The 14,654-nt window shown below is 42.4% G+C and carries 13 protein-coding genes; 7 read left to right on the top strand and 6 right to left on the bottom strand.

What is annotated here, in order from left to right; translation table 11 throughout:
• The first annotated feature begins 102 nt into the window (after positions 1 to 102).
• From addB to MKY20_RS23435, 3 genes are all read left to right on the top strand, one after another.
• Complete coding sequence (gene addB, locus MKY20_RS23445) at positions 103 to 3,609, top strand: helicase-exonuclease AddAB subunit AddB (protein ID WP_251174421.1); 3,507 nt, start codon at positions 103 to 105, stop codon at positions 3,607 to 3,609.
• Positions 3,587 to 7,345, top strand: a complete 3,759-nt coding sequence (gene addA / locus MKY20_RS23440; protein ID WP_251174420.1) for a helicase-exonuclease AddAB subunit AddA — start codon at positions 3,587 to 3,589, stop codon at positions 7,343 to 7,345. Before addB ends, addA begins: the two co-directional genes overlap by 23 nt.
• 191 nt (positions 7,346 to 7,536) lie before the next feature.
• Positions 7,537 to 7,848: a hypothetical protein gene (locus MKY20_RS23435; protein ID WP_009331289.1), complete on the top strand. Its 312-nt coding sequence runs from the start codon at positions 7,537 to 7,539 to the stop codon at positions 7,846 to 7,848.
• Between the two features lie 35 nt (positions 7,849 to 7,883).
• Here MKY20_RS23435 and MKY20_RS23430 read toward each other — a convergent pair whose 3' ends face one another.
• Genes MKY20_RS23430 through MKY20_RS23405 form a run of 6 tightly spaced genes read right to left on the bottom strand, consistent with a single transcriptional unit; the run spans position 7,884 to position 9,808 of the window.
• Positions 7,884 to 8,102, bottom strand: a complete 219-nt coding sequence (locus MKY20_RS23430) for a spore germination protein (protein WP_009331287.1) — start codon at positions 8,100 to 8,102, stop codon at positions 7,884 to 7,886.
• A 12-nt stretch (positions 8,103 to 8,114) separates the two neighbouring features.
• A complete protein-coding gene (locus MKY20_RS23425; RefSeq protein WP_009331286.1) occupies positions 8,115 to 8,513 on the bottom strand; it encodes a spore germination protein GerPE in 399 nt (132 codons plus the stop codon).
• A 6-nt stretch (positions 8,514 to 8,519) separates the two neighbouring features.
• On the bottom strand, positions 8,520 to 8,696 hold the full coding sequence (locus MKY20_RS23420; protein WP_009331284.1) for a germination protein GerPD: 177 nt from the start codon (positions 8,694 to 8,696) through the stop codon (positions 8,520 to 8,522).
• Positions 8,693 to 9,310, bottom strand: coding sequence for a spore germination protein GerPC (gene gerPC, locus MKY20_RS23415; protein ID WP_269721465.1), 618 nt, complete (start codon positions 9,308 to 9,310; stop codon positions 8,693 to 8,695). The genes MKY20_RS23420 and gerPC overlap by 4 nt, the downstream gene beginning before the upstream one ends.
• Before the next feature lie 24 nt (positions 9,311 to 9,334).
• Positions 9,335 to 9,574, bottom strand: a complete 240-nt coding sequence (locus tag MKY20_RS23410) for a spore germination protein GerPB (RefSeq protein WP_009331281.1) — start codon at positions 9,572 to 9,574, stop codon at positions 9,335 to 9,337.
• Between the two features lie 12 nt (positions 9,575 to 9,586).
• Positions 9,587 to 9,808, bottom strand: a complete 222-nt coding sequence (locus MKY20_RS23405) for a spore germination protein (RefSeq protein ID WP_009331280.1) — start codon at positions 9,806 to 9,808, stop codon at positions 9,587 to 9,589.
• Positions 9,809 to 10,013: 205 nt separating this feature from the next.
• Here MKY20_RS23405 and MKY20_RS23400 point away from each other — a divergent pair, with 205 nt between their 5' ends.
• The 4 genes from MKY20_RS23400 to MKY20_RS23385 all read left to right on the top strand — a co-directional run bounded on the left by MKY20_RS23400 (position 10,014) and on the right by MKY20_RS23385 (position 14,537).
• Positions 10,014 to 11,606: a long-chain-fatty-acid--CoA ligase gene (locus tag MKY20_RS23400; RefSeq protein ID WP_009331279.1), complete on the top strand. Its 1,593-nt coding sequence runs from the start codon at positions 10,014 to 10,016 to the stop codon at positions 11,604 to 11,606.
• 198 nt (positions 11,607 to 11,804) lie between these two features.
• Positions 11,805 to 12,992: a DUF418 domain-containing protein gene (locus tag MKY20_RS23395; RefSeq protein ID WP_019381454.1), complete on the top strand. Its 1,188-nt coding sequence runs from the start codon at positions 11,805 to 11,807 to the stop codon at positions 12,990 to 12,992.
• An 84-nt stretch (positions 12,993 to 13,076) separates the two neighbouring features.
• Positions 13,077 to 13,985, top strand: a complete 909-nt coding sequence (locus MKY20_RS23390) for a fumarylacetoacetate hydrolase family protein (RefSeq protein ID WP_009331276.1) — start codon at positions 13,077 to 13,079, stop codon at positions 13,983 to 13,985.
• 195 nt (positions 13,986 to 14,180) lie between these two features.
• Entirely contained in the window at positions 14,181 to 14,537 is a 357-nt protein-coding gene (locus MKY20_RS23385) for a YisL family protein (protein WP_009331275.1), read from the top strand.
• Positions 14,538 to 14,654 lie beyond the last annotated feature (117 nt).

Genomic DNA, 14,654 nt, shown 5'->3' with positions numbered 1-14,654 from the left:
TAAGTTGTCATTTCCACAATTTTGAAGAACCCCATTCGAAAAATTGAACAGCTTATATGATAAAATAATGATAGAGTGAGAGTTTTTTTAAGGAGGAAAAATATGACCGTACGTTTATTGATAGGCCGGTCCGGAAGCGGCAAAACGGAATACTGCCTAAATGAAATCCGCGATGAACTGCGGCTTAACCCGGATGGAGATCCAATCATTTATTTAGTTCCGGAACAAATGACGTTCCTTTCAGAATATAAATTAATTACCACGCCCGGCCTTGGCGGAATGATACGCAGCCAGGTATATTCTTTCACGCGCCTTGCCTGGAGAATTCTTCAGGAAACAGGAGGCATGAGCAGATATCATCTTAACAGTGTTGGCATCAGCATGCTTATCCGCAAGATCATCGAAGATAAAAAGGATGAGCTGAAGCTTTTTCAGAGGGCTGCCGATAAAAATGGTTTTATTCAGCAAATTGAACAAATGATGACTGAATTCAAACGTTATTGTGTAGCACCCGATGAACTGGCTGAAAGGCAGCAGCAGCTCTCAGGAACAGGAAAATCGAACAAGGCACTTCAGGACAAGCTTCATGACCTTGAGTTAATCTATAAAAATTTTGAAGAATCCCTTGCAGGCAAATATACTGATTCAGAAGACTACTTCCGCCTTCTTGCTGAAAAGGCCTCCCATTCAGAGTATCTAAAAAATGCCGAGGTTTATATAGATGGCTTTTACAGCTTTACATCACAGGAATATTCGATTGTTGAACAGCTGATGAAGCAGTGTAAAAACGTCACTATTACACTGACACTTGACAAGCAGTTTAAACATAGTGCAACTGAAGAACTTCATTTATTCAGAATGGCCGGAGAAAACTATCAGACAATCAAAGAAATGGCTTCCCGCAACAGATTGGGTATTGAAGAAATGGTCATTACTGAGCAAAAAAGGTGGTGCAGCCCTTCTCTTAGGCACCTTGAGGCACATTTTGACAGCAGGCCTGCTGAGGCATTTCTGGGGGAAGCAGACATTCACATCGGACAGGCTGTCAACAGGAGGGCTGAAATCGAGGGCGTTGCCAGAAAAATAAATAAGCTTGTTCGCACAGATGGCTATCGCTATCGTGATATTGCAGTACTTGCAAGAAACGGACAGGATTATCATGACATGATTGAAACAGTGTTCCATGACTATGAAATCCCATTTTTTATTGACCAAAAAAGAACTATGCTGAATCATCCGCTTGTGGAGTTAATTAGGTCAACTCTTGAAATCATCAATGGGAATTGGCGGTATGAACCGATCTTCAGAGCAGTAAAAACGGAACTGATTTTTCCGTCCAAATTAAACGCCGGCAAGCTTCGTGAGCAAATGGACAGACTTGAGAACTATGTTCTTGCCTATGGAATTCAAGGAGACAAATGGACGAAGAAGAAAAGATGGATATACAGGAGAATCAGGGGGCTGGAGTTTGAAGCGGTTGCCCAGACAGATTCCGAGAAGAGAATAGAAGATGAGTTAAGTGATTTGCGCGAAATGATTACAGGCCCAATATTAAGGCTGCACAGGCGCTTAAAAAAAGCTGCTGATGGCCGCGGATATTGTGAAGCTTTATTTTTATACCTGGAAGAATTGGATGTGCCTGTGAAGATTGAAAAGTGGAAATCAGCTGAAGAGGAAAAAGGGAACCTTGTTAAATCAAGGGAGCATGGACAAGCATGGAATGCCATTATGGAGCTTCTCGATCAGTATGTAGAAATGCTTGGTGAAGAAGAAGTGACGCTAAAGCGCTTTGCTTCCGTTCTGGATGCCGGTCTGGAGTCGCTTCGATTTACACTTGTTCCGCCTGCCATCGATCAGGTCATGGCGGCCGATTTGGAAAGGTCAAGGCTAACTGATATTAAAGCTGCCTTTGTCATTGGTCTGAATGAAGGAGTAATACCTGCCAAATTCTCAGAGGACGGTGTGCTGGCGGATGATGACAGAGAAATTCTGAACACAAACGGAATGAAACTGGCGCCAGGAAGCCGTACACGACTTCTTGATGAAGAATTTATAGCCTATAAAGCGTTTGTTACTCCATCAGAAAAACTTTTTATCAGTTACCCGCTGGCAAATGAAGAAGGTAAAGCACTTATGCCTTCTCCTTATATTAAGAGATTGGGAGATTTATTCCCTGATTGCAGGCAGCATTCCTTCATGTCGGATCCGGCAGAACTGCCGGAAACGGAGCAGCTGGAATATGCGGATAATCTAAATACTGCACTTTCGTATTTGACTTCACAGCTTCAGCTGAAAAAACGCAGCTATCCAATTTATGACCTGTGGTGGGATGTTTATAACTGCTATCTTAACAATGAGCATTGGAGAAGGCCGGCATTAAAGGTTCTTTCCAGCCTGAATTATGAAAACCGGACACTTCAGCTTGGCGCAGACATCAGTAAAGAATTGTATGGTGATCATATTCAGGCGAGTGTTTCCAGGATGGAATTATTCCATAGCTGTCCATTTTCCCATTTTGCACAGCATGGACTAAGGCTGCGGGAAAGACAGGTATACCGCTTAGAAGCTCCGGATATCGGGGATTTATTCCATGCAGCTTTAAAATTTATCGCAGAAACAGTTATGACCCAGAAGCTTTCATGGACAGATATGACAAGGGAACAGTGTGAAATCCTTGCAAAAGAAGCAGTTGAAATGCTTGCTCCTAAACTGCAAAATGAAATTCTTTTAAGCTCGAACAGACATCACTATATTAAGAGAAAGCTTGAGCAAATCATCAGCAGGGCTTCCTATGTTATCAGTGAGCATGCCAAATCAAGCGGATTCTCGCCAGTGGGGCTGGAATTGGGGTTTGGACCAAAAGGAGAACTCCCTTCGCTTGTTTTTCCTCTTAAAAATGGGACTAAAATGGAGCTTGTCGGAAGAATTGACAGAGTAGACAAGGCTCAGGATACAAACGGGACATTTTTACGGGTAATTGACTATAAATCCAGCTCCAAGGATTTGAATGTCAGTGAGGTATATTATGGGATTGCTCTGCAGATGCTCACGTATCTGGACATCATTATTGCCCATTCCAATTCTTTGATCGGGACTGAAGCCGATCCGGCAGGAGTCCTTTATTTCCATGTCCATAATCCAATCGTCAGCACTTCAAAAATGCTGACATTAGAGGATATCGAGCAGGAACTCTATAAGAAATTTAAAATGAATGGCCTGCTGCTGGGAGATGAAAATGTCATCAGGTTAATGGACCAGACAATTGAGACAGGCGATTCATCCATTATCTCAGCCGGATTTAAAAAAGACGGGACACTTTCAAAGCGATCAAAAGTGGCAAGCAAGCAGGAGTTTGATTATTTGCGCCGCTACGTAAGAAAGATGTATAGGAATACTGGCAATATGATTACAGAGGGCGATGTTAAAATTGCCCCATATAAAATGAAGGAAAAAACACCATGTACATTTTGTGCCTATAAATCTGTATGCCAATTTGACGAATCGCTCGAAACCAATGATTACAGGTTATTTGTGCCTAAGCCAAAAGAAGACATGATTGAAATCATCAAGAAGGAGGTGGAGGGCGATGAAAATGGCCATACCGCCTAAGCCGGAAGATGCAACCTGGACTGATGACCAGTGGAAAGCAATTATGGCCAAGGGACAGGATATTCTGGTGGCTGCTGCAGCCGGTTCAGGGAAAACGGCTGTTTTGGTTGAAAGGATTATCAATAAGATTATCGCTGATGAAGATCTTATTAATGTCGATGAACTCCTTGTTGTGACCTTCACAAATGCCTCAGCTGCCGAAATGAGGCACAGAATCGGCGAGGCGCTTGAAAAAGCGATTAATGCCGATCCGAAGTCTGCTCACCTCAGAAAGCAGGTAAGCTTATTAAACAGGGCATCCATCTCGACTTTGCATTCATTTTGCTTAGAGATGATCCGTAAATATTACTACATGACCGATATTGATCCCGGATTTCGAATCGCTGATGAAACAGAAGCACAGCTCTTAAGGGATGAAGTACTCGAGGAGCTTTTTGAAGAGGAATACGGTAAAGAGGGAAACGAAGCATTCTTTGCACTTGTGGATACTTTTACAAATGACAGAAGTGACACTGCCCTTCAGGATATAATAAGGGACTTATACGATTTTGCCCGCTCCAACCCTTCACCTGATCAATATCTTGATTCAATTGTTGAGATGTATAACGTGGACGGTGTTGAAAGTCTTGAAAAGCTTCCATTTGTCCGTTCCCTTTTGGAGGATATAGATCTTCAGCTGAAAGGGGCCAGGCAGCTGCTGGAATATGGGCTGGAGCTGACCAAGCTTCCTGGAGGACCGGCTCCGAGAGCAGAAAACTTTATCGCAGATCTGCACGTTGTCAATACTCTAATCGAAGCGAAAAACGATTCGTGGCCGATGCTATATGAAGCGATGCAATCATGGTCTTTTGGCAGAGCCAAAACGTGTAAAGGCAATGATTATGATGAAGGGCTGGTTGAAAAGGCAAAGAAACTCAGGGACCAGGCCAAGAAAATCATAACCGGCCTGCAGGAAGAACTGTTTTTCCGCAAACAGGAAAGCTTCATGCGTGACATGGCGGAAATGAAGCCCCATATAGAATCGCTTGTTTCGTTAGTTAAAGAATTCTCAATTCGCTTTGACCAGGTTAAAACTGAAAAAGGGCTGGTTGACTTTGCCGATCTTGAGCATTATTGCCTTGAAATTCTTTCATCATCAGATGAAGAGGGAAGGCTATTGCCATCAGAAGCAGCTCTTGCCTGCAGAAATCAGTTCAAAGAAGTCCTGGTTGATGAGTATCAGGATACCAACATGGTGCAGGAAGCTATTTTGCAGCTGGTAACAGCAGATTCAGAAGAAAACGGGAATCTTTTCATGGTAGGCGATGTAAAGCAGTCGATCTACCGTTTCCGCCTTGCAGAGCCTAATCTGTTTTTGAGTAAGTACACCCGGTTCGGACGGGACGGAGAAGAGACAGGCCTTAGAATTGATCTGGCGCGAAATTTCAGAAGCCGTAAAGAAGTCCTCCACGGGACCAACTATATTTTTAAGCAAATTATGGGGACATCTGTTGGTGAAATTGAGTATGATCAGGCAGCTGAGCTTATTAAAGGAGCACCTTATTCAGAGAGTCAGGAACACCCTGTGGAAATAGCCATTATTGATCTTGAAGGAAATGAAAAAAACGAACCTGAGCCTGAATCAATGGATGAGGGTTTTGACAGCGAAGAGTTAGCCCAGTCACAGCTCGAAGCCAGATTTATGGCGTCGAAAATAAAAGAAATCATTGGGAATCGGAAAGAAGTTTACAACACAAAGACCGAATCCGGGCGGCCTGCCAAGTACAGGGATATTGTCATCCTGCTTCGTTCCATGACATGGGCTCCGCAAATAATGGAGGAGTTCAAACAGCAGGGAATCCCTGTTTATGCCAATCTCTCCAGCGGCTATTTTGAAGCAACGGAAGTAGCGATTATGATGTCACTTCTAAAAGTGATTGATAATCCGTATCAGGATATTCCGCTGGCATCAGTTCTAAGATCTCCTATTTTGGGGCTGACAGAAGAAGAGCTTGCACAAATCAGAATCCATAATAAAAGAGGGTCTTTCTATGAAGCATTGACTTCTTTTTGCCGGAATGACCCAACCCTGGAAACAGAAGAATTATATGAGAAAGTGCGGCCGTTTTTTGACCAGCTTAAAGATTGGCGTGTGATGGCCCGCCAGGGTTCGCTTTCCGAACTGATTTGGCATCTGTATAGAGAAACCAGATTTTATGATTTCGTCGGCGGCATGCCGGGCGGAAAGCAGAGGCAGGCAAACCTTCGCGCATTGTACGATAGAGCAAGACAGTATGAAGCAACATCATTCAGAGGATTATTCCGCTTCTTAAGGTTTATTGAACGAATGCGGGACAGAGGCGATGATCTTGGCGCTGCCCGTGCTTTGGGTGAGCAGGAAGATGTTGTCCGTCTTATGACGATCCACAGCAGCAAAGGGCTGGAATTTCCTTTCGTTTTCATTGCAGGGCTTGCCCGCAATTTTAATACGATGGATCTGAAAAAGCCATACTTGCTTGATAAGGAATTTGGATTCGCTGCAAAATATGTAAATGCCGAGAAGAGAATTTCTTACCCCTCTTTGCCGCAGATTGCTTTTAAACGAAAAAAGAAAATGGAAATGCTTGCTGAAGAAATGCGGGTCCTATATGTTGCTTTAACAAGGGCGAAGGAAAAGCTTTTCCTGGTATCGTCCGTCAAAAGTGCAGATAAAAAATTAAATCAGTGGCTGCAGGCATCGGAGCATAAAGAGTGGCTCCTGAATGAGTATGACAGGGCTTCTGCAAACAGTTACCTGGACTGGATTGGTCCATCGCTTGTCAGACATAGAGATTGTGAGGCATTGAGAGGAGAAGGGCCGGTTCATCCTCTCGTTCCTGCAGAAATACTTGAACACCCTTCCTGCTGGAATATAACCATAATCAAAAGCGAAGAAGCTGCAGTTCTTTCAGAAGAAGCCAATGAGGGCGAAACGGATTTGCTGCAATTGGTTTATGAAGGAAAACCTGTTCCGGCTGAATCGGCTTATAAGGATAAAGTTGAGGAACAGCTTTCCTGGAAATATTCCTTTAAGCAGGCTGCTCAAGCTAGATCTAAACAATCCGTTTCGGAAGTGAAGCGGCAGCGGGAGATTTTTTCTGAAGAAGACAGCGGAACTGAATTAATCCGTAAAATCAATAAACCCCTGCTTGGCAGGCCTCGATTCATGCAAGAAAAATCTCTTTCTCCAGCTGAACGGGGTACTGCTATGCATGCTGTCATGCAGCATATTGATTTCAGCAGGCCTGCAACTGTGGAAACAATATCTTCCAAAATGGCAGAGATGCTTCAAAACGAATTGCTGACAGAAGAGCAGCATGCCAGCATTGAACCACAGCTGATTGTACAGTTTTTCGAAACCAAACTGGGACAAAGAATCGTTCAGGCTAAATCGGTACGAAGAGAAATCCCATTCAGTCTATCTTTTCCAGCCCGGGAAATCTATTCAGATTGGAAGGGAGAAGATGAAACGGTTCTCATCCAGGGGATTGTGGACTGTGTAATTGAAGATGAGCAGGGCCTGGTGCTTCTGGATTATAAAACGGATGGAATCAGCGGCCGGTTTAAGGGAGGCTTTGCTGAAGCCAAACCCGTTCTCGAAAACAGGTACAAAGTTCAAATTGATATGTACACCAGAGCATTGGAACAAATATTAAAGAGAGAAGTCAATGAAAGATACCTATTCTTCTTTGACGGGGCTCATACACTTAAGTTATAGGGAAAGCCGGCAAGAGAACTTGCCGGTTTTTTGTGCGTTACTAGGAATGGTATTGCGCGTAATAGCCGAAAAGCCGCGCACAACCAGTGAATTCCCGCGCGCAAAGGAAACATCACCGCGCGCAAAAACGAGAATATAAATTTACTGCCGCCCCAATATAAAGGGTAATTTAAATATAAAGGAGGCTTGCAATGGGAAAAAGGCAAATAGAGGCGGGAACCTGCGAATTATGCCTGCGGGAGGATATTGATATAACAGTCCATCATTTAACGCCGAAAGAAATGGGAGGCACCTTCCTGCCCACCGCGAAATTATGCATACCCTGCCATAAGCAGATTCACGCTTTATATACGAATGCAGAGCTAGCTGTAAGGCTGAATTCAATAGAGTTATTGCAGCAGGATGATAAAATCCGAAAATATTTGAAATGGATCAGGAAGCAGCCTTCAACCAAGTTAACGAAAGCCAAAAAGTCCAATGACAGGAAATCAAAAGGACGATAACAAATGTGCTATCGTCCTGAATTTCTGATAATGGATTAGTTATTGCCGACATTTGGCTGATCAACCAGACTGGTATCCAGTACATTGCTGGCACTCAGGCCATTGTTTGTAATGACTAAGCCGCCCGTATTTGCGGCACCCTGTCCGGTCGTTGATTTTGAATTGCTTTTTGGAGAGATATAAAGGGAGTCCCCAAATTGCACAATCCCCCCGCCGACATTGATGATTTGTACCGGTCCGATTATAGCTGGCATGTAAAACATCCTTTATGAAAAATTTTCATCCTTAAGAAGCGCCGTTTTGGGATAAACCTGACGGATATGCTTGACCCGGGCTTCCATTGAAATATTTCCGCTGTTGCCGATATGAACGACAGATGATGAGGAAACCCCGATAATATCAATGTTTTGAACCCTAATGATCGGATTGAGCTGTGTTGTCTGCATGGTTATGTCTTCTTCAATTGGGATTAAAGGAATGGGTTCACTGAATACGGGATAGACTGAAAAATTCCCTTCCTTTGCGTTGAAATATTCAGCTTCACGCTGATCGGCAATTGCTCTGGAGAATCCTTTAATAAAACAGGAGTCCCCAATTTCAAATACAGAAGAAAAGGCGATGGTGTCAATATTGATTCTGTCAACGGATGAAGTTCTTTGCAGCATAGCAGCTTACTCCGGTGTCAGAGGCACAAACGGCCCAATCAGAAGTGATTCTGGTGGTGTATCAAAGGTGGCTGCCAGCTGGATCGTTTGCGTATCTCCCACCATTAAAACAGATGAACTGGATACACCGAGCACTCTTATGCTGCCAACACACAAATCTCTGTTATATACCTGATAATTCATTCGTTATTCATCCCTTTCATATTCTCCGGCAAATGCGAGATAAAGGCATGGACTCCATTGTAAATTTCCTTTTTAATAAGCTCAATAATTTCTGCGTTATCATTTTCCTGCCCTGATCGATTTGAAGCCTGCTGCTGTTTAATATAGAAGTCAATCCTGTTAGGCAGCTGCTTTTTGATATCCTCTTTGATAAATGCAATATAGGAATCATCCACACTGACATTTAACTTCTTCTGTACAGAAGCTGTAATGTCAGGAAGTTCCCGTTCTAAATATTGATAGATGGCATCTTCAATTTCCATTGTTCTCTTCATTTGATTCTTAGGCGAAATAGGTGCTTTGATGTTTTTGTTATCTACGGCAAAATCTTCAATGTTTTGCAGCTCAGAAGGATTTAAGCCAATATTTAAAGTTCCTTCAAGAGACTCTACCTTAAGCTGGTCGAATTTATATTCAATCCGATCGACCTGCATCGGCGGGCGGTTTTTCAGAACTTCAGTCTCTTCCTGAAGTTTTTTGACCGCTGCTTCCAGGCTGCGTATTCGTTTTTCCTGTGCCTCCACAAAAGCATGCAATTGCTGAAGATAGGTATTTAATTGCTGATTCAAGCGCACCACCTCGCTTTATTAAAAATGAACTTAACGTTTCTGCGCTCCAGTCAAAGGGACAGAAGGTGCCAGCAAAACACTCCCCCCTGCTGGCCCCGCCGGCGTTGGCAATTCCGCTTCAGGTGCAGGCTCAGTAAAGCCGCCAGTATTATACAAATAAGACGCTGGCTTTATTATGCCTGCACTTCCAATCTGCATGACGGAAGAGTTTGAAATCCCGCCTATCTTAATAAAATTAATATGAATGGATTGCTGTATATAAAAATTCATAAGATCACCCGTTTAAGCATTGAAATAATTGCCCTGATCCACGCCATCACAATCATAAGTGTTTGTTGTGCTCCGGTGATTGTAGACATTCAGGCCATCCCCTGTGTTAAACGATCCAGCGCCTGAAAAGGTCTTAGCGTTAGAAACAGGCATGATTTTATAGACATCCCCAATGTTGAAGACAGAACTGCTTCCGATTGATATGACCTGTGCGACTCCGACAATAGCTGGCATACATAACACCCTTTAAAATGATTTCTTGTATATCGTATGTGCCTGCTAGCTGATTGTGATTAATTAGCCCAAATATCTGAAATGCGTTTAATAAGAAGGCCTGCAAATGTTATATAACAGACAAAATTCAGGTGAAACTGTCATATTTTTTATGATAATATAGAAAATATAGAATTCACTAAATTTTCAGTGAGGTGGCCATAAGATGAATGTCCCATTAATAGTAACGCAGTTTTTAGATCGTGCTGTGTCTCTTTACGGTTCAAAGAAAGCCATTTTTGCAGATGATCGAGTTTTTACATATGAGGAATTGAATACGAGAGTTAATCAGCTCTCCCATGGCTTAAAGGCTTCAGGGATTGAAAAAGGGGACAGGGTGGCTTTTCTTGCACCAAATTCCGTCGAAATGCTGGAGGGCTTTTATGGCATTTTTCAGCTGGGAGGAATTATCGTCCCTCTAAATATACGGCTGAAGCCGGAAGATTATCTGTATATATTAAATCACAGTGAATCCAAAATTCTATTTGTAGACCAGGATCTTTATCACCTTATACTTCCCGTGAAAGATCAGCTGAAAACTGTGAAAAAAATCTTCGTGCATTATAAAGAGGAAGAGACTGAAGAGAGTGATTATGATTCATGGCTCAGCAGCCAGGACAGCAGTCCATATCAGAGGGAAGTCCTCGATGAAAATGATGTGTGCAGCCTTCTATATACCAGCGGTACAACAGGCAATCCAAAAGGTGTCATGCTGACCCATCGCAACAATTACCTGCATGCATTGTCAACTATGCATCATTTAAGGGTCAGTGATCAGGATGTATTGCTTCATGTCCTCCCGATGTTCCATGTGAATGGATGGGGCTCTCCTTTTTATTACACGGCAAATGGAGCTTCTCAGGTGTGTATAAGAAAAGCGACTCCGGAAAGGATTTTTGATGAAGTGCAAAAACATAAAGTATCCGTCATGCATATGGCTCCTACAGTCCTGAATTCGCTGATGCAGCATTATGAACAATTTGTTCCGGCTGTTGAACAAGATGTCAGAGTTGTTATAGCTGGTTCCGCCCCACCGCCAGCTTTTGTAACAAGAGTAGAAAAGGAGCTTGGATGGGAGTTCATACAGGTATATGGAATGACTGAATCATCTCCATTAAGCACTGTATCGACGATTCGATCTCATCTTAAAGAACTTCCACTTGCTCAGCAGTACCGGATGAAAGCAAAGGCAGGACACCAGATGATAGGCTGTGAAGTCAGGGTAATTAATGAACAGGGTGAAGAAGTGGCCCATAATGGCCTGGAAATCGGTGAAGTCGTTGTCCGCAGCAACGGAGTGATGAAAGGCTATTGGAAAAATGAAGAGGCAACAATGGAAGCTATTCGAGGCGGCTGGCTTCATACCGGTGATATGGCAAATGTAGATGAATACGGAAATATCGATATCGTAGACCGTAAAAAGGATATCATTATCAGCGGCGGTGAAAACATCTCATCCATCGAAATTGAAGGGGCTTTATACGAGCATCCTGCAATACTGGAAGCAGCCGTTATAGCTGTACCTCATGAAAAGTGGGGGGAAACGCCGCACGCGTTCATCGTGCTGCGAAACGGGAAAACACTGACTGAGCAGGAAATTATCAGTTTTACCAGGGAGAAACTTGCCCACTTTAAAGCTGTAACGGGAGTGACTTTTGTCGAAGAGCTGCCGAAAACAGCTTCGGGGAAAATCCAAAAAATCCATCTTCGGAATGATTACTGGGAGTTGAAAGGGAAAACAGGCCGTTTTGTTAATTAACTGAAAGCCGGGACTACAGCATTTGCTGGGGTCTTTTTTTTCAAAAAGAATGATGATAGCTGTCTAGCACAAGCAGCCTGCCCCCTTAGTCTCTCGTTCCTTCGTGGGCAAGGAGCTTCCGCATTTCTTTTCTGGACAATTAGAATTCTGCTCTCTATCATTAAGGTTAGATTTTCTTTCCAAAGAAGGAGGCGTTTTATGGACAGGCAAGTCAGTCCGGTGCTGGAGAAGGATCGGATCATTTCGCTGGATATTATGAGGGGATTTGCCATCCTCGGGATCTTTTTGGTTAATATGCTTTCTTTCCATTCGCCATATCTATACATTGATCCTTTTGAATGGTGGGACAGCCCGGCAGATAAAGCAGCCTATGCTTTTATTGATATCTTTGTGCAGGCCAGCTTTTATCCATTATTTTCCATGCTGTTCGGTTACGGATTAGTCATTCTGAGGGAGAGTGCACTGGCTAAAGGCCTTGGATTTGGAGTAATGGCTGCAAGGAGATTTTCCCTTCTGCTGCTGTTAGGCATCATTCACGCTTTTCTCATATGGCATGGGGATATTCTAATTAATTATGCAATCTTTGGCTTTATGTTTTTACTGTTTGTAAAGATGTCCGGAAGAAATATGCTTTTGATCGGAATATTGCTTTACATCATTCCCAATCTGTTATTTTCCCTTTTGTTTTTTGCAACTGTTCTGTTTGTTCCTGCTGATGAGCTATCAATCTATGACCCTCAAGCGGCATTAGCTTCTTTACAGGTCTATCAAAATGGAAGCTTTACTGAGGTTACCGTACAGCGGGCAGAGGACTGGTCAGGAGTTAATAATCTTGCTTCACTGCCTATCATGATTGCCTCTATTTTTCCTTTATTTTTAATAGGAGGAGGAGCTGCCAAGCTGAAATGGCTGGAGGAACCGGAAAAAAATCGTGCATTCCTCACGAAAATAATGCTGGTCTCTTTGGCTGCAGGGGTATTGTTTAAATTGCTGCCATACATGATGGAAAGCAATCTGGGACTGGATTACGTGCAGGATATATTTGGAGGCCCGCTGCTGGCTATTGCTTATGGTTTAGGGATAGCAGTGATGATAAAAAATGGTCAAGGTCCCGGATTCCTGCTGCCGCTCTCATATGTTGGGAAACTTTCGCTCTCAAATTATCTTTTCCAGTCTATTATCTCGACTTTTATTTTTTATAGTTATGGATTAGGTTTCTATGGAAAGGTATCTGTTTTTTGGGGGACACTTCTGGTTATTTTCATTTTCGCTTTTCAGGTAATAATCAGCCGCTTCTGGGCTGCCCGCTATTATTATGGACCGGTTGAATGGCTTTGGAGGAGCTTCACCTATTTGAAAATCCCTAGTTGGAAGAGAAAGGGTTAATATTTGGGTTCACTTATAAATAGTCCAAAAATCTGAAAATTTATATTATACTAAAAAAGTGAAAAATAAAATGAGGTGATGGGAATGAAGTTTGTTACTTTTAAGGATGGCAGCGGAAGTGTGGCAGGTTTATTGGACGGAACCGGCACAAAGGTTGTTCCGCTAAATGCAGCTTTAGTAAAAATGGAAGGCAAAAGTGATTTGCCAGCGACTTTGAAGGAATGTATTGCCTTAGGAGATAAGTTCATTGAGAAGGTACATAGATTAAAAGATTGGCTAAGCAGCAATCCCGGCAGGGAAGAACTCTTCCGGCCGCTCGCTTCTGTTGCATTGGAGGCCCCGATTCCCCGTCCCGATAAGAATATCTTTTGTGTAGGCAAGAATTATGCCGAGCATGCAATTGAGATGGGAAGCAAAGAAGACATTCCTGAGCATATAATGGTATTTACGAAATCGCCAACAACGGTAATAGGCCATAATGAAACGGTATTAAATCATCATAATGTTACAGCAGAGCTGGATTATGAAGGAGAGCTTGCCGTTGTAATCGGAAAAAAAGGACGGGCTATCCCCAAAGAAGAAGCATTGGATCACATCTTTGGCTATACCATTATTAATGATGTGACAGCAAGGGATCTGCAGTCACGCCATAAGCAATTTTTTATCGGAAAAAGCCTGGATGCCACATGCCCGATGGGTCCATGGATCGTCCATTCATCTGCAATTGAAAACCCGAATCAGCTTGATATTCAAACAAAGGTAAACGGAGAATTGAGACAAAGTTCAAATACTGAAAACTTTATCTTCCCAATCGAAGAAATCATCTCGGTCCTGTCAAAAGGCATGACCCTTGAGCCGGGAGATATTATTGCTACTGGAACTCCCGCAGGTGTAGGCAAAGGCTTCAAGCCTCCACGCTTTCTTCAGCCGGGAGATAAAGTGGAAATTACAGTTGAAAAAATAGGAACTCTAACAAATTGTATAGAAAAATAAACAGGTGGCCTGTGTACAAAATCACAGGCCATTACGTATTAATTTATATTTTCAGAGTGTCCATGAAAAATATCACATATTGCCTTAAATAGTTCACAAAGTTGTTCTTAAATGATCTTAGCAGCACCATAATTTTAGGATTTTCTATGCCAATATGGTATGATGGTATCGAATTTTACTATAGGAGGCACTGGAATGATACATGCCCATATAACAACTTGGTTTTTGGCACTAGTTTTATTTATTATTGCCCTTATGATGCATAAAAGCGGCAAGCAAAAAGGTTTAAAAGTCGTTCACATGATCTTGAGACTGTTCTATTTGCTGATTATTGGAACAGGGGTTTGGATTTTAAGCAGCCTTAACAGCATTGACCTTCTTTATGTGCTGAAGTCCCTGGTAGGCATTTGGGTAATAGCTATGTTTGAAATGATTATTATCCGAACTGTTAAAGGGAAAAAGACATCTATTTTATGGGGGCAGTTTGTTGTTGCTTTAATTCTGGTTTTATATTTAGGCTTTGTTAAATTGCCATTAACATTTATGACGTAAATAAAGATATTTTTTGAGAAAGCTGCCAAAAAGGCAGCTTTTTCTAATTTTGTCATGTCATGACTTCACTAAATATGGTAATTTAAAAATATAACTAACTCTATGATAAAAAATTAG

The organism is Cytobacillus sp. FSL W8-0315 (assembly GCF_038002905.1).
Classification (GTDB): Bacteria; Bacillota; Bacilli; order Bacillales; family Cytobacillaceae; genus Cytobacillus; species Cytobacillus pseudoceanisediminis.
This window is presented reverse-complemented; position numbering and strand designations above follow the sequence as displayed.